This is a genomic window from Marivivens donghaensis (genome assembly GCF_011806565.1).
In the GTDB taxonomy this organism is placed as follows: domain Bacteria; phylum Pseudomonadota; class Alphaproteobacteria; order Rhodobacterales; family Rhodobacteraceae; genus Marivivens; species Marivivens donghaensis_A.
On the sequence record NZ_JAATOP010000015.1, the window covers coordinates 32,836 to 54,102 of the forward strand.

At 61.6% G+C, this 21,267-nt stretch carries 24 protein-coding genes; 22 read left to right on the forward strand and 2 right to left on the reverse strand.

The window, feature by feature from the left end; genetic code table 11:
* The first annotated feature begins 19 nt into the window (after positions 1–19).
* Positions 20–463, forward strand: coding sequence for a rhodanese-like domain-containing protein (locus HCZ30_RS15735; protein ID WP_167639266.1), 444 nt, complete (start codon positions 20–22; stop codon positions 461–463).
* Positions 464–478: 15 nt separating this feature from the next.
* Here the strand turns inward: HCZ30_RS15735 and HCZ30_RS15740 are convergent, their stop codons facing one another.
* Positions 479–1,363 carry a LysM peptidoglycan-binding domain-containing protein gene (locus tag HCZ30_RS15740; RefSeq protein WP_167639267.1) on the reverse strand — a complete coding sequence of 295 codons (885 nt, stop codon included), beginning with the start codon at positions 1,361–1,363 and terminating at the stop codon, positions 479–481.
* 221 nt (positions 1,364–1,584) lie between these two features.
* Between HCZ30_RS15740 and HCZ30_RS15745 the strand changes: the two genes are divergently transcribed.
* The 12 genes from HCZ30_RS15745 to ureG all read left to right on the forward strand — a co-directional run bounded on the left by HCZ30_RS15745 (position 1,585) and on the right by ureG (position 10,294).
* Positions 1,585–2,367, forward strand: a complete 783-nt coding sequence (locus tag HCZ30_RS15745; RefSeq protein WP_167639268.1) for a LysM peptidoglycan-binding domain-containing protein — start codon at positions 1,585–1,587, stop codon at positions 2,365–2,367.
* Between the two features lie 189 nt (positions 2,368–2,556).
* Positions 2,557–2,751, forward strand: coding sequence for a hypothetical protein (locus HCZ30_RS15750; protein ID WP_167639269.1), 195 nt, complete (start codon positions 2,557–2,559; stop codon positions 2,749–2,751).
* Positions 2,752–2,809: 58 nt separating this feature from the next.
* Positions 2,810–4,504 carry an adenine deaminase gene (gene ade / locus HCZ30_RS15755; protein WP_167639270.1) on the forward strand — a complete coding sequence of 565 codons (1,695 nt, stop codon included), beginning with the start codon at positions 2,810–2,812 and terminating at the stop codon, positions 4,502–4,504.
* 136 nt (positions 4,505–4,640) lie between these two features.
* Entirely contained in the window at positions 4,641–5,438 is a 798-nt protein-coding gene (locus HCZ30_RS15760) for an urease accessory protein UreD (protein ID WP_167639271.1), read from the forward strand.
* A 10-nt stretch (positions 5,439–5,448) separates the two neighbouring features.
* The gene (locus HCZ30_RS15765) at positions 5,449–5,751 is read left to right on the forward strand and encodes an urease subunit gamma (protein WP_167639272.1); all 303 of its coding nucleotides are present in this window, start codon (positions 5,449–5,451) and stop codon (positions 5,749–5,751) included.
* A 10-nt stretch (positions 5,752–5,761) separates the two neighbouring features.
* Positions 5,762–6,067 (forward strand): urease subunit beta, encoded by a 306-nt coding sequence (locus tag HCZ30_RS15770; RefSeq protein WP_167639273.1) that lies wholly within the window; start codon positions 5,762–5,764, stop codon positions 6,065–6,067.
* Positions 6,064–6,384 (forward strand): antifreeze protein, encoded by a 321-nt coding sequence (locus HCZ30_RS15775; protein WP_167639274.1) that lies wholly within the window; start codon positions 6,064–6,066, stop codon positions 6,382–6,384. The genes HCZ30_RS15770 and HCZ30_RS15775 overlap by 4 nt, the downstream gene beginning before the upstream one ends.
* A gap of 2 nt (positions 6,385–6,386) precedes the next feature.
* Complete coding sequence (locus HCZ30_RS15780; RefSeq protein ID WP_167639275.1) at positions 6,387–6,833, forward strand: SRPBCC family protein; 447 nt, start codon at positions 6,387–6,389, stop codon at positions 6,831–6,833.
* 3 nt (positions 6,834–6,836) lie between these two features.
* Positions 6,837–8,537: an urease subunit alpha gene (ureC, locus tag HCZ30_RS15785; protein WP_167639276.1), complete on the forward strand. Its 1,701-nt coding sequence runs from the start codon at positions 6,837–6,839 to the stop codon at positions 8,535–8,537.
* 15 nt (positions 8,538–8,552) lie between these two features.
* Entirely contained in the window at positions 8,553–9,011 is a 459-nt protein-coding gene (locus HCZ30_RS15790) for an urease accessory protein UreE (RefSeq protein ID WP_167639277.1), read from the forward strand.
* Complete coding sequence (locus HCZ30_RS15795; RefSeq protein ID WP_167639278.1) at positions 8,995–9,630, forward strand: urease accessory protein UreF; 636 nt, start codon at positions 8,995–8,997, stop codon at positions 9,628–9,630. Before HCZ30_RS15790 ends, HCZ30_RS15795 begins: the two co-directional genes overlap by 17 nt.
* Before the next feature lie 31 nt (positions 9,631–9,661).
* A complete protein-coding gene (ureG, locus tag HCZ30_RS15800; RefSeq protein ID WP_167639279.1) occupies positions 9,662–10,294 on the forward strand; it encodes an urease accessory protein UreG in 633 nt (210 codons plus the stop codon).
* Between the two features lie 59 nt (positions 10,295–10,353).
* Here the strand turns inward: ureG and HCZ30_RS15805 are convergent, their stop codons facing one another.
* Positions 10,354–11,529, reverse strand: coding sequence for an NAD(P)/FAD-dependent oxidoreductase (locus tag HCZ30_RS15805; protein WP_167639280.1), 1,176 nt, complete (start codon positions 11,527–11,529; stop codon positions 10,354–10,356).
* Positions 11,530–11,677: 148 nt separating this feature from the next.
* Between HCZ30_RS15805 and HCZ30_RS15810 the strand changes: the two genes are divergently transcribed.
* The 9 genes from HCZ30_RS15810 to ftsZ form a co-directional block, all read left to right on the forward strand.
* Positions 11,678–12,844, forward strand: coding sequence for a peptidoglycan glycosyltransferase FtsW (locus HCZ30_RS15810; protein WP_167639281.1), 1,167 nt, complete (start codon positions 11,678–11,680; stop codon positions 12,842–12,844).
* Between the two features lie 2 nt (positions 12,845–12,846).
* The gene (locus HCZ30_RS15815) at positions 12,847–13,941 is read left to right on the forward strand and encodes a UDP-N-acetylglucosamine--N-acetylmuramyl-(pentapeptide) pyrophosphoryl-undecaprenol N-acetylglucosamine transferase (protein WP_167639282.1); all 1,095 of its coding nucleotides are present in this window, start codon (positions 12,847–12,849) and stop codon (positions 13,939–13,941) included.
* A gap of 3 nt (positions 13,942–13,944) precedes the next feature.
* Positions 13,945–15,348: a UDP-N-acetylmuramate--L-alanine ligase gene (gene murC / locus HCZ30_RS15820; protein WP_167639283.1), complete on the forward strand. Its 1,404-nt coding sequence runs from the start codon at positions 13,945–13,947 to the stop codon at positions 15,346–15,348.
* Positions 15,348–15,584: a DUF2484 family protein gene (locus HCZ30_RS15825; protein WP_167639289.1), complete on the forward strand. Its 237-nt coding sequence runs from the start codon at positions 15,348–15,350 to the stop codon at positions 15,582–15,584. The genes murC and HCZ30_RS15825 overlap by 1 nt, the downstream gene beginning before the upstream one ends.
* A gap of 52 nt (positions 15,585–15,636) precedes the next feature.
* A complete protein-coding gene (murB, locus tag HCZ30_RS15830; protein WP_167639284.1) occupies positions 15,637–16,572 on the forward strand; it encodes a UDP-N-acetylmuramate dehydrogenase in 936 nt (311 codons plus the stop codon).
* A gap of 93 nt (positions 16,573–16,665) precedes the next feature.
* Positions 16,666–17,580 (forward strand): D-alanine--D-alanine ligase, encoded by a 915-nt coding sequence (locus tag HCZ30_RS15835; protein ID WP_167639285.1) that lies wholly within the window; start codon positions 16,666–16,668, stop codon positions 17,578–17,580.
* Positions 17,568–18,455, forward strand: a complete 888-nt coding sequence (locus tag HCZ30_RS15840) for a cell division protein FtsQ/DivIB (protein ID WP_246212892.1) — start codon at positions 17,568–17,570, stop codon at positions 18,453–18,455. Before HCZ30_RS15835 ends, HCZ30_RS15840 begins: the two co-directional genes overlap by 13 nt.
* Positions 18,455–19,789, forward strand: a complete 1,335-nt coding sequence (gene ftsA / locus HCZ30_RS15845; RefSeq protein WP_167639290.1) for a cell division protein FtsA — start codon at positions 18,455–18,457, stop codon at positions 19,787–19,789. Before HCZ30_RS15840 ends, ftsA begins: the two co-directional genes overlap by 1 nt.
* A gap of 175 nt (positions 19,790–19,964) precedes the next feature.
* The coding region (ftsZ, locus tag HCZ30_RS15850; protein WP_167639287.1) for a cell division protein FtsZ at positions 19,965–21,267 on the forward strand (1,303 nt) is incomplete at its 3' end.

Below are 21,267 nucleotides of genomic sequence, written 5' to 3' on the forward strand. Positions count from 1 at the left end.
TTACCTTTGGAGAGTATTGATGACCGCCGTTTCCCCCTCCGCCGTCGCCGAAACGCCCGCCGCTGCATCCGAAGATGCGCTGGCCCATTTTTCGAAACGCCTCACCTTCGAAACCGACTGCTGGGACACCCATTATTCGTTGTCGAACGGAGCGACCGATTTCGTCCTGCTCGACGTTCGCGGCCCTGCGCTCTACCGCGAAGGCCACGTGCCCGGCGCAATCAGCCTGCCGCACGGCAAAATGACCGAACGCAAGATGTCAGAATGGCCCGACGATACGCTGTTCGTTGTTTATTGCGCCGGTCCGCATTGCAACGGCGCGAACAAAGCCGCCGTGCGTCTGGCCCGCATGGGCCGTCCGGTCAAAGAGATGATCGGCGGCGTCACCGGCTGGATCGACGAAGGTTTCGCCTTGGCGATGGGCGACGAGCCTTCCAGCGTTCCCGAAATCGAAGCGGCCTAAGCGGCGGTTATGTAACTAGTCGCTGACGCCAATCGCGACGGAGGTCACGGTGATTGACTGGCCTTCGTCGTTCGGATCGGGCTGTACGCCGATCGCAAAGACATGGTCCGTGGTGTCTTCGGGCAGGTTGAAGTTCAGCGGAAGGAAGTTCGGCCCTTCACTCAGGCGGTTCATTTTCCAGCCCGAATTCGCGCCGTCAATCAGTCCGCCGATCACGCCGACCATGCCGGTGTGATCCGACTGGACCCGCAAGATCGCCGTCACGCGCTGACCCGCAAGGCTCGCGGTTTGTTCAGCATCAAGCGTCAGGAACGCGCCTTGGATACGCGGGCTGCCGGTGGTCGAGACACTGCCCGAAAGCATGGCGCCGTTCTGCGCCCCTTCAACCCGAATGCTGGGAGCTGTCGTGCCGAATGCGTTCGCCATTTCGACCGGATCGGTCATCAGGAAAATTCCCGGAGCGTCGATGACCGTTGCGTCGGGTTCTGGCTCCGCTACTTCGACTTCCTCAACCTCAATGACCGCTTCAGGCTCGGGCAGAGCAGGCTCCTCATCTTCCTCGGCAGGCTCTTCGGTGTCGTCCTGAGCAACAGTTTCCTCGTCAGCGCTCGCCGCCAAAGCCGCCGCCCACTCGGGCATCGCATCAAGCAAATCGGACCCGCTGCTGTCGGACTCCTGCTGACCGTTCGGAATTTCCAAAACAAGCCCCGGATAGATGTTCTCACAATCCGCTAGGTTCGTCTCATTAGCCGTACAAATCTCCGGCCAGCGCGCGCCGTTGCCCAGCTCGCGCGCTGCGATGCCATAAAGAGTATCGCCACCCTGCACGGTGTAAGGCTCGGCGAGTGCCAAGGAAGTCGGGGACAAAAGCGCGAGAATAGAGACTTTGAAAGCTTGCATAGATCGCCGCGATAGAACCAGATCAGAACTCAACTGCAGGCGTACACTGCAATCGACATGTCATCTAGTTCGGATTGGTGTCGAGGTCGAATATTATGCAGCAGCAGCAAACTTTCGCCCTTGGCGAGTGTCGCTGTAAGCTGTGGGTTGCGGTGAGTGTTAAGCTTTGGAACTCTTGTTTCACAATTTGTATCCAAAGTGTGTTCCTTAAGGGGGTTACTATGAAATCAACAGTTTTACTGACTGTCGCAAGCGTTCTGGCTGCGAGCGGCTCATTTGCCGAAACCTATACCGTTAAACGGGGTGATACGTTGCTCGACATCGCGCGAGAGCAACTTGGTTCGTCTTCGATGTGGTCGGAGATTTGTGAAATGAACTCGGGTCTGATTGACGACTGCGACAGCATTCAGGTCGGTATGGTTCTGACTTTGTCGCCTGAAGACGTAGCCGCCGAAGAGCCAATGGAGGTTACCGAAGAAGAGGCAACCGAAGAAATGCCGGAAGAAGAGGCGGTTGTCGCGATGGCAGCTGAGACCGAAACGGGGGAGATGATGGCAACCTTCGAAATGGCAGGGCAGGAGCTAGTGGACGCGCTTATGACCGCCAATGAAGACTACAGCGTAAATAGCAGCGAAATGGGCGCAGTGTTGGCTGGAAGCGCCGAGGAAAGCGTAACATCTACCGGCCGAACCGGCGCTGTGTACCTCCAAGTCCCGGAAATGTTTGAAACCTCTGCGAGTGCCTCGATGATCGAGATGGCAGTAGATTTGGTCGCTGAGGCCGATGGAAACATCGCAATCGCCTACTCGACCAGTGAGGTTGGTAATTCGGGTTGGAAAATGCTGCCAATTACCGCCGGCGAAAACACTGTGACGATGACCTATGCCGTGCCGGCGATGAAGAATGGCAACGGGGATTACTTCGGCATCCAGCCCGATCCCGAGGCTACGGGCCAAACGATCACCGTGACCAGCATCTTGGGCGAAGTATTGCCTGCCGAATAACTCTCATGAGTAGCGCCGGATACCGGCGCTACTCATACTTTAGGATGCCACCCTACCGATAGTTGCTCGCCTTTGATCCGTGCGGGTGCGGACGACTCGCACGTTTTGCGGGTATTTCGGGGAAAGTCTCGAAATATGGGTAGTGTGATGGTTCTACGGTTAACAATTCTGCTTTGTCTGGCGCCTGCCATGGCGTCCGCACTGCCGGTGCTTGTGCCGCAGCATGTCATGTCCGCGCGCGCTCTCGAGATGCTTGTGCCGATGGCCGATGAACCTCTGGCGGTCGAGCCGGTCGAATGTCTGCCCGAAGAATGTGACGAAGAGTTCGTGGCCGAGCAGGAAGCCGGAAGTCCGCAGGTGCCCGAGGTCGCGTTCGGCTTCTGACCTTGTTGGCCCTTTGCCAATCGTGTCTACTGTCTGAAAGACAGTGCAGGAGACAGGCATGGATACTCTCGAGACCAGAATTGCGATGGGCCGCGGGGATATTCCGGCCGATGTGGTGCTCTCGGGCGGAGAGGTTCTGTGCGTTGTTACCGGCTCCGTGTTCGATGCCGATGTGGCGATCTGCGGCGATACGATTGTCGGTGTGGGGCAGGGCTACGAGGGGAAGAAGGTCATCGACGTTTCGGGCCTGACTCTCGTTCCCGGTTTTATCGACACGCACCTTCATATTGAAAGCAGCCTCGTCACGCCGTTCGAATTCGACCGCTGCGTTGCGCCGCGCGGGGTGACGACGGCGATCTGTGATCCGCATGAGATCGCGAATGTCATCGGCCTCGACGGCATCCGCTATTTCCAGTCGGCGAGCGAGCGGACGGTGATGGATATCAAGGTCCAGCTGTCGTCCTGCGTGCCGTCCTCGCATATGGAAACGGCAGGAGCGACCTTGCTGGCGGATGACATTGCGGAGGTCATGGGGCATCCGTCGAACATCGGTCTGGCAGAGTTCATGAACTACCCCGGCGTGATCTTCCGCGACCCGGATTGCATGGACAAACTGCGCCTCTTCGAGGGCGGGCATATTGATGGGCACTGTCCGCAGCTTTCGGGCAATGACCTGAACGCCTACATCGCGGCGGGTATCCGCACGGAACACGAGGCGACGACCGCCGAAGAGGCGCTGGAGAAGCTGCGCAAGGGGATGCGCGTTCTGATCCGCGAAGGCTCGGTGTCCAAGGATCTCCACGCGCTTCAGCCGATCCTGAATGATCTGACCTCGGCCTACCTGTGCCTCTGCACTGACGACCGCAATCCGTTGGATATTGGAGAGCACGGGCACCTCGACTACATGATCCGCACGCTGATCGCGCTGGGCTCTCCCGTGCCTGCGGTCTACCGCGCCGCGTCGCTGTCGGCGGCGGAGGCGTTCGGCATGAAGGATCGCGGTCAGATCGCGCCGGGCAAGCGGGCGGACATCGTGGCGGTCGGATCGCTGCAAAGTTGTGACGCGAAGCTAGTGCTATGCGGCGGCACTGTCGTCAATGACGCGGCCTTCGCGGCGCGTGAGGTTATCGAACCCGTTGGCCGCCAGTCCGTCAAAGCGCCGAAGGCCGTGGCAGAGCAGTTCCGCCACGGCGGCAACAACCCCGAAACGCCTGTGATCGGCATCCTCGAAGGCAAGATCATCACCGAATTCCTGACCGAGGATATCCCCTCGACCGATGGCGACAAGAAACCCGACACGGACCGCGACCTCATCCGCATTGCCGTCGTCGAACGTCATGGAAAGAACGGGAATATCGCGACGGGCTTCGTCAAAGGCTTCGGGCTGAAGGAGGGGGCGATTGCCTCCACCGTTTGCCACGATCACCACAATATTGCTGTGGTCGGCGCGAATTACGCGGACATGGCCGTAGCGTCGAACCGTCTGGGAGAGATCGAAGGCGGGTTTGTCGTCGTGAAGGACGGCGAAATCCTCGCTGAACTGGCGCTGCCCGTGGCGGGCCTCATGAGCCTTGAGCCGTTCGAGGCTGTTCGCGATCATCTGGTCGATCTGCGGTCTGCGGCGACCTCGCTCGGTGTGACGCTCGAAGAACCGTTCCTCCAGCTCGCGTTCCTCGCGCTGCCCGTCATTCCAGCTCTCAAAATCACCGATCGCGGGATGGTCGATGTGCACAAATTCGAGTTGATTTCTTGAGTGCGTAAAAACTGGGCAGCCCGCCCAATTCTTGGGCTGCTACGTCCGCTGCTGCATATCATTTGGGCGCAAGACGAAGGTCGCGCTACCGCCTGTCGTAATCGGGTGTCTAGCTGTCGGTAACAGCGGGGTACATATGCTCGACACAGCGACGATCGCGGGGATGCAACGCGCCAAGGGTAAGGTGCGCGCCGGTTTTTCCGGTGCGAGCAACCGTTTGCGCGATCTGCACCAGTCGGGCAGCCTGAAGGCGCTTCTCCCGCGCAACCACGCGCCTGTGCCCGATCTGGTTCTGGTGAATACTGCTGGCGGGCTGACAGGCGGCGACGATTATGCCGTGAGCATAGAGGCGCTGGACGGCGCGTCGCTCAATGTCGCCACGCAAACCGCCGAGCGTGTTTACAAAGCCTCCGCAGGTGTCGCGCAGATGAACGTCAGCCTGACGGTCAGGGGCGGCGGAACACTTTGCTGGATGCCGCAGGAAACCATCCTGTTCGACCGCAGCGCCATTGCCCGCAAGATCACCGCAGAGATGGACGAAGGCAGCCGCCTGCTGATCGTCGAGCCGATTGTCTATGGCCGCCGCGCGATGGGTGAGACGCTCGAAACCGTGCATTTCAGCGACCAATGGCGCATCCGTCAGGGCGGCAGGCTGGTTCACGCCGAGGCGACAGCGATCACTGGTCCGTTCTCCGCCTATCAGGGGATCGGCGCCCTCGATAATGCCCGCGCCAGCGCCACTATCCTCTATGTGGCAAGCGACGCCGAAGACCGGCTGGACGAAATGCGCTCCTACGGCGTCACCGCTTCGGCTTGGGGTGGTCGCCTCGTTGTTAGATTGCTGGCCGATGACGCGCTGAAACTACGCCGCCAAATGACTGAAATTCTGACCCGTTTTCGCGGCGCGCCATTGCCCCGCGTCTGGACTATGTAAAGGAGGCCCGATGAACCTCACCCCTCGCGAAAAAGACAAACTGCTGATCTCGGTTGCGGCAATGGTTGCCCGCAATCGCCTTGAGCGGGGCGTCAAGCTGAACCACCCCGAAGCGATCGCACTGATCACCGACTACGTGGTTGAAGGCGCCCGCGATGGCCGTAGCGTGGCCGACCTCATGGAGGCAGGCGCACATGTGGTCACCGCAGCGCAATGCATGGAAGGCATCCCCGAGATGATCCACGACGTGCAGGTCGAAGCGACATTCCCCGACGGCACAAAGCTCGTCACCGTTCACCACCCCATCCGCTAAGGAGCAAAAGATGATCCCAGGAGAACTCTTTCCAGCCGAAGGCGAGATCGAGCTGAATGCCGGTGCCGAAGTGACCACGCTGCTGGTCGCGAACACCGGCGACCGTCCCGTGCAGGTGGGCAGCCACTACCACTTTGCGGAAACAAACCCCGCGCTGTCGTTTGATCGTGATGCCGCACATGGTAAACGCCTCGACATCGCTGCTGGAACCGCTGTTCGTTTTGAGCCGGGGCAGGAGCGTGAGGTGAACCTCATCCCGCTGCTTGGTGATCGAAAAGTCTACGGCTTCAACCAGAAAGTCATGGGCGCGCTATGAAAATCGCAACCCCCGCAGAGCTGATCGGCGCATCGACGGCCCTGACCATGCTGGTCTGGGAAACCAACGCCGTGATGTCGATGCGTGTGCTCGGCATGATGGGGCTCTGGTCCGTTGCGCCGTCCGAAAACGCACGGATGTTCAGCGAAAAGCCCGCCGCTTTCGCAAAGTCCGCCGCTGCCGGAATGTCCGCTGCCGTCAGCGGTAAGCGCCCCGACGAGGTCGCGATGGCGATGATCAAACCGCTGCGCGCCAAGACCAGATCGAACAGCGCCCGGCTGGCCAAGAAAGGTCCGAGCTTTCCGAAGCTGAAGTAGCGATGACGAAGACGGTAAAGCTTTCCCACTGGTACGACGTCCCGCCCGCAAAACTGTGGGACATTGTGACCGACTACGATGCGCTGGCCGAGGTTTGTCAGCCGCTGCTGGCCTTCGAGGGTCTTCCCGAAGGTAGGGTCAGGGAAGGACAGGACTTTACCGTCAAAGTGCGTCTCTTCGGACGCTTGCCTGCACAGGATTACCGGATGCGGGTCGTGCGCTGCGACGACAAGGCCATGCAATTCGAGTCCGACGAGGTCGGCGCGGGTGTCAAAACCTGGCAGCACCTCCTGAACATCACGCCCGAAGGTTCGGGTAGTCGGCTCGACGAAAACATCACCTTAGACGCGGGCGTTCTGACCCCGCTTTTCGCGCTTTGGGCGCGCAAATTGTATTCCCATCGGGACGGCCCGCGACGCGTCCTCTTGGGGCTCGATAAAAAGGAATAAGTCATGCCCGCGAAAATCTCCCGCGCCACCTATGCTGACATGTTCGGACCGACGACCGGCGATAAGCTCCGTCTGGCCGACACCGACCTGATTATCGAGGTCGAGAAGGACTTCACCACCTATGGTGAAGAGGTCAAATTCGGCGGCGGCAAAGTCATCCGCGACGGCATGGGCCAGTCGCAGCGCACCCGCGCCGAAGGCGCCGTCGACACCGTCATCACCAACGCGCTGATCGTCGATCACACCGGTATCTACAAAGCTGACGTTGGTCTGAAAAACGGCCGCATCGCTGGCATCGGCAAGGCGGGCAACCCCGACACCCAGCCGGGCGTGAACATCGTCATCGGCCCCGCTACCGAGGCCATCGCGGGCGAGGGACGTATCCTCACTGCGGGCGGTATCGACAGCCACATCCACTACATCGCGCCGCAGCAGTTCGACGACGGGCTGCATTCCGGCGTCACCACGATGATCGGCGGCGGCTCGGGCCCTGCCCACGGCACGCTGGCGACGACCTGCACGGGCACGTGGCACATCGGCCAGATGCTCCGCGCGTTCGACGGCCTCCAGATGAACACCGGCATCGCGGGCAAAGGCAACGCAGCGCTCCCCGCTCCGTTGAAAGAGATGATTAGCGCGGGCGCGTCGTGTCTGAAACTGCACGAAGACTGGGGCACCACCCCCGCCGCCATCGACAACTGCCTGACCGTGGCGGACGAGATGGACGTGCAGGTGATGATCCACACCGACACGCTGAACGAATCTGGCTTTGTCGAGAACACCGTTGCGGCGATGAAGGGCCGCACCATCCACGCCTTCCACACCGAAGGCGCGGGCGGCGGTCACGCGCCGGACATCATCCGCGTCTGCGGCGAGCCGAACGTCATTCCGTCCTCGACCAACCCGACGCGCCCCTACACGGTGAACACGCTCGAAGAGCACCTAGACATGCTGATGGTGTGCCACCACCTCGACCAATCGATCCCCGAAGACGTGGCCTTCGCCGAAAGCCGTATCCGCAAGGAAACCATCGCGGCAGAGGATATCCTGCACGACATGGGCGCATTCTCGATCATCGCGTCCGACAGTCAGGCGATGGGCCGCGTCGGTGAAGTGCTGATCCGCACGTGGCAGACCGCGCACAAGATGAAAGTCCAACGCGGCCGCTTGGCCGAGGAGCAGGGCGCGAACGACAACACCCGCGTCAAACGCTACATCGCGAAGTACACCATCAACCCCGCGATCGCGCACGGCATGTCCAAGCACATCGGCAGCATCGAAGTCGGCAAGCGCGCCGACCTCGCGCTCTGGTCGCCTGCGTTCTTTGGCGTGAAGCCGGAAATGGTTCTGCTTGGCGGCACCATCGCTGTGGCGCAGATGGGTGACACCAACGCCTCGATCCCGACCCCGCAGCCCGTCTACAGCCGCGCGATGTTCGGCGGCTTTGGCGGTGCGCTTCTGGCAGGCAGCGTGACCTTCGTGTCCAAGGCCGCTTACGAGGCGGGCGTCGGGCAGGGGCTCGGCAAAGAGGTTCTGCCGGTCGAAAACTGCCGCAACATCGGCAAGGCGGACATGGTGCACAACAGCCTCATGCCCAAGGTCGAGGTCGATCCCGAAACTTACGAAGTCCGCGCTGACGGTGAACTTCTGACTTGCGAGCCCGCATCGGAGCTTCCGATGGCGCAGCGCTATTTCATGTTCTGATCGGAGAGCGACAGAATGCCCGTTACGCAGATCACTTTTCCCGTCGCCCGCACCGTCACGCGTGGTCCGAACCTGACCGCGCCCGACACGCTCACGCTGACCTATGAGGACCGTTTCCTCCGCCGCAAGAAGCTCGATACCGACAGCGGCGCGGCGATCCTGATTGACCTGAAAGAGACGACTTCGCTCAATCAGGGCGACGTGCTGGAAACCGAGCACGGCGGCGTCATGGTCATGGCTGCTGCCGAGGATCTGATCGAAGTGCGCGGCCACAACCTCGGCCGTCTGGCGTGGCACATCGGCAACCGTCACACGCCCTGTCAGATCGAGCACGAACGCATCCTGATCAAGCATGACCACGTGATCGAAGACATGCTCAAACTGCTCGGTGCAGAGGTGAAAAGCGTGACCGAACCCTTCACTCCCGAAGGCGGCGCCTACGGCCACGGACGGACGCATGGCCACGAGCACTGACATTCTCACGCTGTCCCAGTGGTTCGGCGCGAATTTCCCCGTCGGGTCTTTCGCCTATTCTCACGGGCTGGAAGCGATGTGCGAGGCGGGCAAAGTCTCGGACGCAGATACTTTTTCCGCATGGCTGTTTGATGTCATGCAGTGCGGAGCGGGACGGCAGGACGCTATTTTGCTGGCGCTCGCATATCGCGGAGACGCGGCTGAGGTCGCCGAACTGGCGACTGCGCTGGGCAGTTCGCGAGAGAGGCATCTGGAAACAACCGCGCAGGGACGGGCGTTCAGCAATGTCATTTCGGACGTCTGGGACGGCCCGAAAGAGGCGTGGCCCTTGCCCGTGATCGCAGGCGCTGCGGCCAAAGCCGAGGGGTTGCCGCTGGCCGAAACGCTGACGTTCTATCTGCAAGCGTTTGCGGGGAACCTCTGCACCATCGCCGCTCGCTGCGTGCCCATCGGCCAGACCGAAGCGCAGCGCGTTTTGCGCGGTGACGCGCCGATTATCGAAGCCATCGTCGCAGAGGCGATGACGGCGAGCGAAGACGACCTCGGCAGCGCGGTCATGGCAAGCGACATCGCGGCCATCGCGCACGAGACACAGACGACACGGATCTACCGCACATGACGGGCGGTCTGACTATAGAAGGAATGGCGCTATGAGTTCTCCTCACGGCCCGCTGCGCGTCGGGATCGGTGGTCCCGTCGGTGCCGGCAAAACGACACTGACCAAAGAGCTGTGCAAGCAGCTCGCGCATCGCTGCTCGATGGCGGTAATCACCAACGACATCTACACGCGCGAAGACGCCGAGGCGCTTATGCGGGCGCAGGTTCTGCCGAATGAGCGTGTGCGCGGTGTGGAGACGGGCGGCTGTCCGCACACGGCGATCCGCGAGGATGCGTCGATCAACCTTGCGGCTGTCGCGGAACTGAACGAGGCGTTTCCGGACCTCGACCTGATCCTGATCGAAAGCGGCGGGGACAACCTGTCCGCCACGTTCTCGCCCGAGCTGGCGGATATGACGATCTATGTCATCGACACGGCTGCGGGCGATGACATTCCGCGCAAGGGCGGCCCTGCGCTGACTAAGTCGGACCTGCTGGTGATCAACAAGCGTGACCTTGCGCCCTACGTCGGTGCTGACACCGCGCGGATGGAGCGGGACGCGACCGAGCACCGCAAGGGCAAGCCCTTCGTGTTTTGCGAGCTGCGCAACGGGATCGGACCCGAAGAGATCGTGTCTTACATCGTCGATATTGGCGGGCTGGTGCTCAAAGAGGACGCGGCGTAAGGGGCGCTGCCCCTCTGCCTGCGGCATTCACCCCGGGATATTTTTGGCACAAAGGCATGTTAGGCGATCGATTGTCCTGCCGCGTGGGCCGAGGCCCATGCCCATTGGAAATTGTAGCCGCCGAGCCAGCCTGTGACGTCGACGCTTTCGCCGATGAAATAGAGGCCGGGGGCGTTTTTCGCTTCCATCGTTTGCGAGGATAGGCCGTCCGTGTCGATGCCGCCGAGGGTGACTTCGGCGGTGCGGTAGCCTTCGGTGCCCGTCGGTTTGACCGACCAGTTCGAGAGCGCGCGGGCCAGTGTGTCGATGCGGGCATCGGACCATTCGGCGCAGTTGCCGGTGACGGAGAGTTCGTCTTTGAGCAGGTCGACGAGGCGTGCAGGGAGGAATTTGCCGAGCGCGGTCGTCATCGACTTGCGCGGGCTGTCCTTGCGGGCCTGTTTCAGCGCGTCGGTGACTTTGGTCGTAGGGGCGAGGTCGATGTGGATGTCCTCGCCTTCCTGCCAGTAGCTGGAAACCTGCAGCATCGCGGGGCCGGAAAGGCCGCGGTGGGTGCAGAGCATCGCTTCGGCGAAAGCGGGGCCTTGGTCGGCGCGGGCGGTGACGGGCGTTGCAATGCCAGAGATCGCCGCGAAACGGTTGTCCGAGAAAGTGAACGGCACGAGCGCGGGACGGGTGTCTGTAAGCGAAAGACCGAACTGCTCGGCGACTTTGTAAGCAAAGCCCGTCGCGCCCATTTTCGGGATCGACTTGCCGCCCGTCGCGATAACCAGTTTTTCGGCCTTGCAGACCGTCTGTCTGCCGCCGCGCAGGAGGATGACGGTGTAGTGGCTACCGTCGTATTCGATCGCTTCAACAGAGGTTTCCAGCATCAGCTTTGCGCCTGCGTTGTCCATTTCGGACTGGAGCATCGCAATGATGTCCTTGGCACTGTCGTCGCAGAAGAGCTGACCGAGGGTCTTTTCATGCCACGCGATGCCATGACCGCTCACCAGACCGATGAAATCCCACGGTGTGTAGCGGGCGAGGGCGCTTTTGGCGAAATGCGGATTGCGGCTGATGTAGTTGGACGCCTTCAAATCGAGATTGGTGAAGTTGCAGCGTCCGCCACCCGAAATCCGGATTTTCTCGCCCGGTTTTTTGGCGTGATCGACAATCAAAACGTCAGGGCCGGCATTCGCCGCGCAGAACATGCCGGCTGCTCCGGCACCGATGATAAGGGTTCTCACTCGCATAGGCGTCACCTGACGGGAAAAGCGGAAAGGCGCAAGAGGGCAGGAAACCCCGCCTTTATTTTACTGGCAAAGAACCCGCGTTGGCACTACACTTCATCCCATCAGATCCGGCAAACGGACGATCACGAGGCAGAAAAGCGGTACACCCATGACTGAGATGGTCTATGGCACGATCCCGGTATCCACCGGAGATCCGATCCTTCCACGTTGGTGGCGGACAATCGATAAATTCGCGCTGACGTGCGTGTTGAGTTTGTTCGGCATCGGTATTCTGCTGGGGCTCGCGTCCTCGCCGCCGCTGGCAGAGCGCACGGGCATGGCGCCGTTCTACTACGTGATCAAGCAGGCCCAGTTCGGGATGCTGGCAATGATCGTGATGTTCATCACCTCGATGATGTCGCCCAAGCTGGTGCGGCGCCTTGCGACCCTGGGTTTCGGGGTAACGTTTGCCATCATTATCGCGCTGCCGTTCATCGGGACCGACTTTGGCAAGGGCGCTGTGCGCTGGCTGTCGCTGGGCGGTTTCTCTGTCCAGCCGTCGGAATTCCTCAAGCCCGGATTTATCGTTGTGGCTGCGTGGCTTATGGCCTCGGCGCATGACCTTGGCGGCCCTCCGGGGCGGATGTATTCGGCTATTCTGGCGGCGACGGTGTGTCTGCTGCTGGCGCTTCAGCCTGACTTTGGCCAAGCCTGTCTGGTGCTCTTTGCCTGGGGCGTGATGTATTTCGTCGGCGGTGCGCCGATGTTTCTGCTGGTCGGTGTGGCCGGTCTGACGATTGGCGCGGGCATGTTCGCCTACGGCAATTCGGAGCACTTCGCCCGCCGTATCGACGGCTTCCTCAGCGCTGACCTCGACCCGCGCACGCAGCTCGGTTTTGCGACCAACGCGATCCGCGAGGGTGGTTTCTTTGGTGTCGGCATCGGTGAAGGTCAGGTCAAAATGAACCTGCCCGACGCGCACACCGACTTTATCATTGCGGTTGCCGCGGAAGAGTACGGCCTCGTGCTCGTCGGTTGCATCGCGCTTCTCTACATGACCATCGTGATCCGCTCGCTCTATCGTCTGACGAAAGAGCGCGATCCGTTCATCCGTCTCGCCGGTACCGGCCTCGCATGTGCATTCGGCATTCAGGCCGTGATCAACATGGGCGTGGCCGTGCGCCTTCTGCCTGCCAAGGGCATGACCCTTCCATTCGTTAGCTACGGCGGTTCGTCCGTGATCGCGTCGGGCATCCTGATCGGGATGCTGCTGGCACTGACGCGGACCCGTTCGCAGGGCGATATCGGCGACATTCTACTCAGAAGGGGACGCTGACTATGGCGGCACCGCTGCTCATTATTGCCGCCGGTGGTACCGGCGGCCATATGTTTCCTGCCCAAGCGCTGGCCGAGGCGATGCTCGCCAAGGGCTGGCGTGTTCAATTGACGACCGACGCGCGCGGCGCGCGTTACACGGGCGGCTTCCCCAAAGAGGTCGAGGTTATCGAGCTTGGTAGCGCGACCTTTGCCCGTGGCGGCATCGCGGCCAAGGCGCTGGTTCCGTTCAAGATCGCGGGCGGCGTCATCGGTGCGATCGGCCGCATGATGCGCGACAAGCCCGCCGTGGTCGTAGGCTTTGGCGGCTATCCGTCGATCCCCGCGATGGCTGCGTCAACCGTGCTGCGTCTGCCGCGCATGATCCACGAACAGAACGGCGTGCTGGGCCGCGTCAATCAGGTATTCGCCAAGCATGTGTCCAAGATCGCATGTGGCACATGGCCGACCGCGCTGCCCGACGGGGTAGAGGGCGACCACACCGGCAATCCGGTGCGCGGCTCCGTGCTGTCCCGCTACGCCGCCGGCTATATCGAACCGGGTGCCTATCCGATGTCCATGCTCGTGATGGGCGGCAGCCAAGGCGCGCGCATCCTGTCCGATGTTGTTCCCGCCGCCGTTGCCGCGCTGCCCGAACATATCCGCCAGCACCTGCGCGTTTCGCATCAGGCACGCCCTGAAGACCTTGACCGCGTCAATGCGGCCTACGCCGATTGCGGCGTGCGTGCGGACGTGCAGAGCTTTTTCACCGACGTGCCTGAACGCATGGCCGAAGCTCAGCTGGTCATCAGCCGCTCGGGTGCGTCGTCGGTTGCCGATATCTCGGTGATCGGTCGTCCGTCAGTGCTGGTTCCCTTTGCCGCTGCGACCGCGGACCACCAGACCGCCAATGCCCGCGCGCTGGTCGAAGCCGGCGCCGCGATCCTCATGCCGGAAAGCAAAATGAACGCCGAGGCGCTCAAGGATCAGATCGAACTGGTGCTGACCAACCCGCAGGGCGCTGCCCAAATGGCGGGTGCCGCGCTGTCTTGCGCCTTGCCGGACGCCACAGAACGGCTAGTTACGCTTGTCGAAGACTTGGCACAGAAGAAAGACTGAAGAATGAACTCGACCGCTACCAAACTGCCGACCGATGTAGGCCCAATCCATTTCGTCGGTATTGGCGGCATCGGCATGTCCGGTATTGCCGAGGTGCTGGTCAACTTCGGTTACACCGTGCAGGGCTCGGACGCGAAAACGTCCAAGATCACTGACCGTCTGGCCGGTATGGGCGTGAAGATTTTCGAAGGCCAGTCGGCAGACAACCTCGCCGATGCGAATGTGATTGTCATTTCTTCCGCTATCAAACCGGGCAACCCCGAACTGGACGAAGCGCGCCGCCGCGGCCTGCCGATTGTGCGCCGTGCAGAGATGCTGGCCGAATTGATGCGTTTGAAATCCAACGTCGCGGTCGCCGGTACGCACGGCAAGACAACCACGACCACGATGGTGTCCGCGCTACTGGACCACGGCAACTTTGACCCGACCGTTGTGAATGGCGGTATTATCCATGCCTATGGCTCCAACGCCCGCGTGGGCGAAGGCGAGTGGATGGTGGTCGAGGCCGACGAGTCCGACGGCACGTTCAACCGCCTTCCGGCGACCATTGCGATCGTCACCAACATCGACCCCGAGCACATGGAGCACTGGGGCTCGATCGAGAACCTGCGCAAGGGCTTCTACGATTTCGTGTCGAACATCCCGTTCTACGGCGTCGCCGTCTGCTGCACCGACCACCCAGAGGTTCAGAACCTTGTCGGCAAGATCACCGACCGCCGCGTCATCACCTTCGGCTTCAATGCTCAGGCGGACGTGCGTGCGATCAATCTGCGCTATGAGAAGGGCGTCGCTCACTTCGATATCGCGCTTCAGGCCGAAGACGACGTGATCGAGGGCTGCTCACTCCCGATGCCGGGTGATCACAACGTATCGAACGCGCTGTCGGCCGTCGCCGTCTCGCGCTTCCTTGGCATGTCGAAGGACGGTATCCGCGAGGCGCTGGCCAAGTTCGGCGGCGTGAACCGCCGCTTCACCAAGGTCGGCGAAGTCCTTGGCGGCGTGACCATCATCGACGACTACGGCCACCATCCGGTCGAGATTGCCGCCGTGCTGAAAGCCGCGCGCCACGCTTCCGAAGGCCGCGTGATCGCCGTGCACCAGCCGCACCGCTACAGCCGTCTGGCGAGCCTGTTCGATGACTTCTGCGGCTGCTTCAACGAAGCCGACGTGGTTGCCATCGCCGAGGTTTACGCCGCTGGCGAACAACCCATCGAAGGCGCGGGCCGCGATGACCTTGTCGCCGGTCTGATCCGTCACGGCCACCGCCATGCGCGCGCGATCATCTCCGAAGACGATCTGGAGCGCCTCGTGCGCGAACAGGCCCGTCCTGGCGACATCGTTGTCTGCCTCGGCGCGGGTACCATCGGTCAGTGGGCGAACAATCTGCCCGCCCGACTGGAGAAATGATCTCACTCTCCCTTGCTGTCGCCTTTTGCTGGTTCATCGCGGCCAATGTTGCCGCGTTGATCCCCAGCAGGGACAATCACTGGTCGCGGGCATACATGCTGATCGCGACCGGTATCCCGCTCCTTGGCTGGGTGACATGGGAAAACGGGCCGATCATCGGCCTTCTGGTGCTGTTCGGCGCGATGTCCGTGCTCCGCTGGCCCGTGTACTTCCTCTGGAAACGCATTCGCGGTTGATTTTCGGCTCTGATCGCTTGGCAGATTCATGCCTCCGGGCTACATCCGAGGCATGACTGAATTCGCACTTCCGCCCGTCCGTGGCACGCTCACCGAAAACCGTAATCTTGCCGATCTGACGTGGATGCGCGTCGGTGGTCCGGCGGATGTGTTCTTCCAGCCCGCCGATCCCGACGACCTGGCCGATTTCCTGAAAGCGCTCGATCCTGCGGTGCCCGTTTTCCCGATGGGCGTGGGGTCCAACCTCATCGTGCGTGACGGCGGCATTCGCGGCGTGGTCATCCGCATGGGCCGTAATTTCAACGGGATCGAGATTGACGGCACTACGGTCAAAGCCGGCGCCGCACTGCTCGATGCAATGGTTGCGCGGAAAGCCGCCGATGCCGGGCTCGATCTGACCTTCCTGCGCACCATTCCCGGCACCATTGGCGGCGCTGTGACCATGAACGCGGGCTGCTACGGCACCTACACGGCGGACGTCCTGCGCGAGATCGAAGTCATCCTGCGCGACGGCTCCCGTCAAATTCTACCTGTCAGCGAATTGGGGATGCAGTACCGCCAGTCCTCGCTGCCCGAGGGTGCGATCATCATCTCGGCCACGTTCGATGCGCCCGAAGGCGATCCCGAAACGCTGCGCCAACGCATGGAAGATCAGTTGAAAAAAAGGGACGAAACGCAGCCGACCAAAGACCGGACGGCTGGTTCGACGTTCCGCAATCCCGCTGGTTATTCCTCAACGGGGCAGGCGGACGATACGCACGAACTGAAGGCGTGGAAGGTCATCGACGACGCCGGAATGCGCGGCGCGGCCATCGGCGGTGCGGTCATGAATGAAAAGCACTCCAACTTCCTCACCAACGCGGGCGGCGCAACGGCGGCTGATCTCGAAGGGCTAGGTGAGGCTGTGCGGAAAAAGGTTTACGATTCAAGCGGTATCACGCTACAGTGGGAAATCATGAGGGTCGGTGAACCGGCCCCTTCCGAATAAAAATAAAAGACAGGCTTCATGCTCCGTTAAGTAACGCAGGGCATGTTTTCAAAAACTGATACGCCACAAAGGCGTGCAAAAGAGGCAGTGGGAATGTCGAGCAGGGCAAACCCCTTGGTTGCTGTTCTGATGGGTGGTCCATCATCCGAGCGTGAGGTTTCCCTCAGCACGGGTAAGGAGTGCGCAAAAGCGATCCGCACCGCAGGGTTCGAAGTCGTAGAAATTGACGCTGGCAATGATCTGCCGGAGCAGTTGACGCGCATCAAGCCCGACGTCGTTTTCAATGCGCTGCACGGCCGCTGGGGCGAAGATGGCTGCGTTCAGGGTCTGCTTGAATGGCTCCGCATTCCCTACACCCACTCGGGCGTTCTGGCCTCTGCCGTTGCAATGGACAAGGAAAAGACCAAGGGCGTTTACCGCGCCGCCGGTCTGCCGTTTGCCGAAAGCTTCCTCGCTGACAAAGACGACGTTTCCGCCCGCCACCTGATGGCCGCGCCCTATGTCGTGAAGCCCTACAACGAAGGCTCCAGCGTTGGCGTCTATCTGGTGCAGGAAGGCGCGAACACGCCGCCGAAGCTGTCCGAAGAGATGCCGCAGACCGTCATGGTCGAAGCCTACATTCCGGGACGTGAGCTGACGACCACCGTGATGGGTGACAAGGCGCTTTGCGTCACTGATATCATCACCACAGGTTGGTACGACTACGACGCCAAGTACAAAGAAGGCGGCTCGCGTCACCAGATCCCCGCCGACATCCCGTCCGAGATCTATAACGCCTGCCTCGACTACGCGCTCAGGGCGCATCAGGCGCTGGGGTGCCGCGGTATCTCGCGCACCGATTTCCGCTGGGACGAGCGTCGCGGTCTGAACGGTCTGTTCCTACTGGAAACCAATACCCAGCCGGGCATGACGGCAACGTCGCTCGCGCCGGAGCAGGGGGCTTATGCCGGTTTCGACTTCCCCGCGTTCTGTAAATGGCTGGTGGAGGACGCTTCATGCGATCGATGAGCAGCCGCGGCAATCAGCATCGCCGTGATCCCGCGCCTTCGCGCTGGTCGTATCGCTATGAACGCTGGATGCTCACACCTGCGTATCGCCGCCTGTTCCGCGTTGGCCCGCCGGTCGTGCTGGCCGCTTGCGCCGTGGCGTTTGTCGCACTGGACGAAGGCCGCCGCACCTACGTAACCGACCACGTCAATGAATGGGTCGACGCGTTCCAGCACCGCCCCGAATTCATGGTCGCCGAATTGACCGTCGAAGGCGCAAGCGATCGCTTGGCGACCGAGATCGTCGCGGCGCTTCCCATCGAATTCCCGATTTCTTCCTTCGACATGGACCTGCCCGCTATGCGCACCACGGTCGAGCAAATTGCGGGCGTCGAAAAAGCGATCCTGCGGGTCACCTCTGCCGGCGCGCTCGAAGTCGACGTGACGCCCCGCGTTCCGGTTGCCATCTGGCGTCTGGATGACGGGCTGCGCATGATCGACGGCGAAGGCAATTTCGTCGCTTCGGTACAGGCCCGCAGCGAACGCCCCGAACTGCCGCTGATTGCAGGCGACGGCGCGAAAGAAGCAATTAACGAGGCAATGGCGCTCTTCGCCGCCGCTGCACCGATCAAGGACAAGGTCCGCGGTCTGGTGCGCATGGGCGAACGCCGCTGGGACGTGGTCCTGGACGGCGACCAGCGTATCATGTTGCCCGAACGAAATGCGGTCACAGCATTGGAACGAGTGATCGTCATGGCTCAAACGCAGGATCTGCTGCGCCGTGACGTTCAGGTGGTCGATATGCGCAACGATGACCGACCGACCCTAAAATTGGGCATCACAGGCACAGAAGAAATGCGGCGACTGAACGCCGCTTTGTCGGGGGCAGGCAAATGATGAATCAGCTGTACGATAACCAGCGCGCCATGCGGAATATGCGCAAAGCGGCACTGCAACGCGGATTGATCGCGATCCTCGACGTGGGCACGTCGAAGGTTGCGTGTCTGGTTCTTCGCTTCGACGGCCCCGACCGTTTCCGCGCCGAAGACGGTGTCGGCTCGCTCGCAGGGCAGGCACAGTACCGCGTCATCGGCGCCTCGACCACCCGTTCGCGCGGCGTCCGTTTCGGCGACATCGACGCGATGCAGGAAACCGAGCGCGCGATCCGCACCGTCGTCCAGTCGGCCCAGAAAATGGCCGGCGAGCGTGTCGACCACGTGATTGCTTGCCTCTCGGGTGCACGTCCGCGTTCCTATGGCCTCGCGGGTGACATCATGCTCGACGGCGACGTCGTCACCGATCAGGACATCGGCCGCGTTCTGGCTGCCTGCGATGTGCCGGACCTTGGCGAGGGCCGCGAGGCGCTCCACGCTCACCCGATCAACTTCTCGCTCGACCAGCGTTCCGGCCTGACCGACCCCCGTGGTCACTCCGGCAACAAGATGTCGGCGGACCTGCACATGCTGACCGTCGAAAAGTCAGCGCTCCAGAACCTCGTTCACTGCATCCGTCGCTGCGACCTCGAACTCGCCGGTATTGCGTCGTCGGCTTACGTTGCGGGCATCTCCTCGCTGATCGAGGACGAACAGAAGCTCGGCGCGGCCTGCATCGACATGGGCGGCGGCACTACGGGCGTGTCGATCTTCCTCAAGAACCACATGATCTACGCCGACAGCGTCCGGATGGGCGGCGATCTGATCACCCACGACATTTCGAAGTGCCTTGGCGTTCCCGAAGCGACCGCCGAACGCATCAAGACCTTCTACGGCGGCGTTGTCGCGACCAGCCTCGACGACCGCGAAGTCATCGAGATCGGCGGCAACTCCGGCGACTGGCACCATGACCGCCGCAGCGTGACCCGCGCCGAACTGATCGGCATCATGCGTCCGCGCGTCGAAGAAATCCTTGAAGAGGTGAAGGACAGCCTCGACGCTGCGGGCTTCGACAGCTTGCATAATCCGGCGATCGTCCTTACTGGCGGCGGACGTCAGATTCCGGGCCTCGACGAGCTTGCCACCCGCATCCTTGGCACGCAGGTCCGTCTGGGCGGTCCGATGCGCGTCAGCGGTCTTCCGCAGGCGGCCACAGGCCCCGCATTTGCAGCGGCGGTAGGTCTGACCATGTTCGCGGCTCACCCGCAGGACGAATGGTGGGATTTCGAGGTGCCGGACACCATCTATCCCGCACGTTCTCTGCGCCGCGCGGTGAAATGGTTCAAGGACAACTGGTAATGCGCTAAATCTTGCCGATTGGCCGAGATAGCGACGTTTGCGCCTTCGATTCCTCCAGATTTTGTGGCTCGTATCCCTTTTTTCCCGTGACGTTGCATTCGTGTGACGTTAGACTGGGGATTAAATCGGTATAAACTCCCGTTGGGACGGGCAACAAAATACAGGCGGACTGAGTATGGCATTGAACCTTTCCATGCCCGGGCAAGAAGAACTGAAGCCCCGGATTACTGTTTTCGGCGTTGGTGGTGCGGGCGGTAACGCCGTCAACAACATGATCGAAAAGCAACTCGAAGGCGTGGAGTTCGTTGTCGCGAATACGGACGCCCAAGCGCTCCAGCAATCGAAGTCGGAAGCACGCATCCAGATGGGCCTTAAGGTCACCGAAGGTCTGGGCGCAGGTGCCCGCGCTTCGGTAGGTGCAGCCGCCGCCGAAGAGTCGATCGAACAGATCGTTGACCATCTTGCTGGCGCTCACATGTGCTTCATCACCGCCGGTATGGGCGGCGGCACCGGCACCGGCGCTGCTCCGATCATCGCTCAGGCCGCTCGCGAGCTTGGCGTTCTGACCGTCGGCGTCGTAACCAAGCCGTTCCAGTTCGAAGGCGGCAAGCGTATGCGTCAGGCCGAAGCAGGCGTCGAAGCCCTGCAAAAGGTCGTCGATACCCTGATCATCATTCCGAACCAGAACCTGTTCCGTCTGGCGACCGAAAAGACTACCTTTACCGAAGCCTTCGCAATGGCCGACGACGTTCTGTATCAGGGCGTCAAAGGCGTGACCGACCTCATGGTCCGTCCGGGTCTCATCAACCTCGACTTCGCCGACGTCCGTTCGGTCATGGACGAGATGGGCAAGGCGATGATGGGTACGGGCGAAGCCAACGGCGAAAACCGCGCTATCGACGCGGCAGAGCAGGCGATTGCCAACCCGCTCCTCGACGAAATCAGCCTCGAAGGCGCACGTGGTGTTCTTATCAACATCACCGGCGGCTACGACCTCACGCTGTTCGAACTCGATGAAGCTGCGAACAAAATCCGCGAAAAGGTGGACTCGGACGCCAACATCATCGTCGGTTCGACCCTCGATCCGGAAATGGAAGGCTCCATGCGCGTTTCGGTCGTTGCCACCGGCATCGACGCCAGCGAAAAGCGCGAAGAGATGCCGACCCCGCGTCGTTCGATGGCCCAGCCGCTCACCCAGCAGGTCAGCGCAGAAGCTCCGGCTCCCGCACCGCAGGCCGCTCCGGTTCAGCAGCAGCCCGCTCCGGTAGCCCAGCAGCCCGCTCCGGTAGCCCAGCAGCCGGTTCAGCGCGAGCAGCGCGCCCAGTTCGAAGACACCTTCCAAGCGCCGGAAGAAGACGTGTTCAACGCCTTCGAAGAAAACGCAGCAGACGACCTGCCGCCGCCGGCGTACCAGCCGCGTCCCGAGCCGGAAGCCAACGAATTCGTTGCCCCGCGCGCTCCCGCCGCTCAGGCTGGTG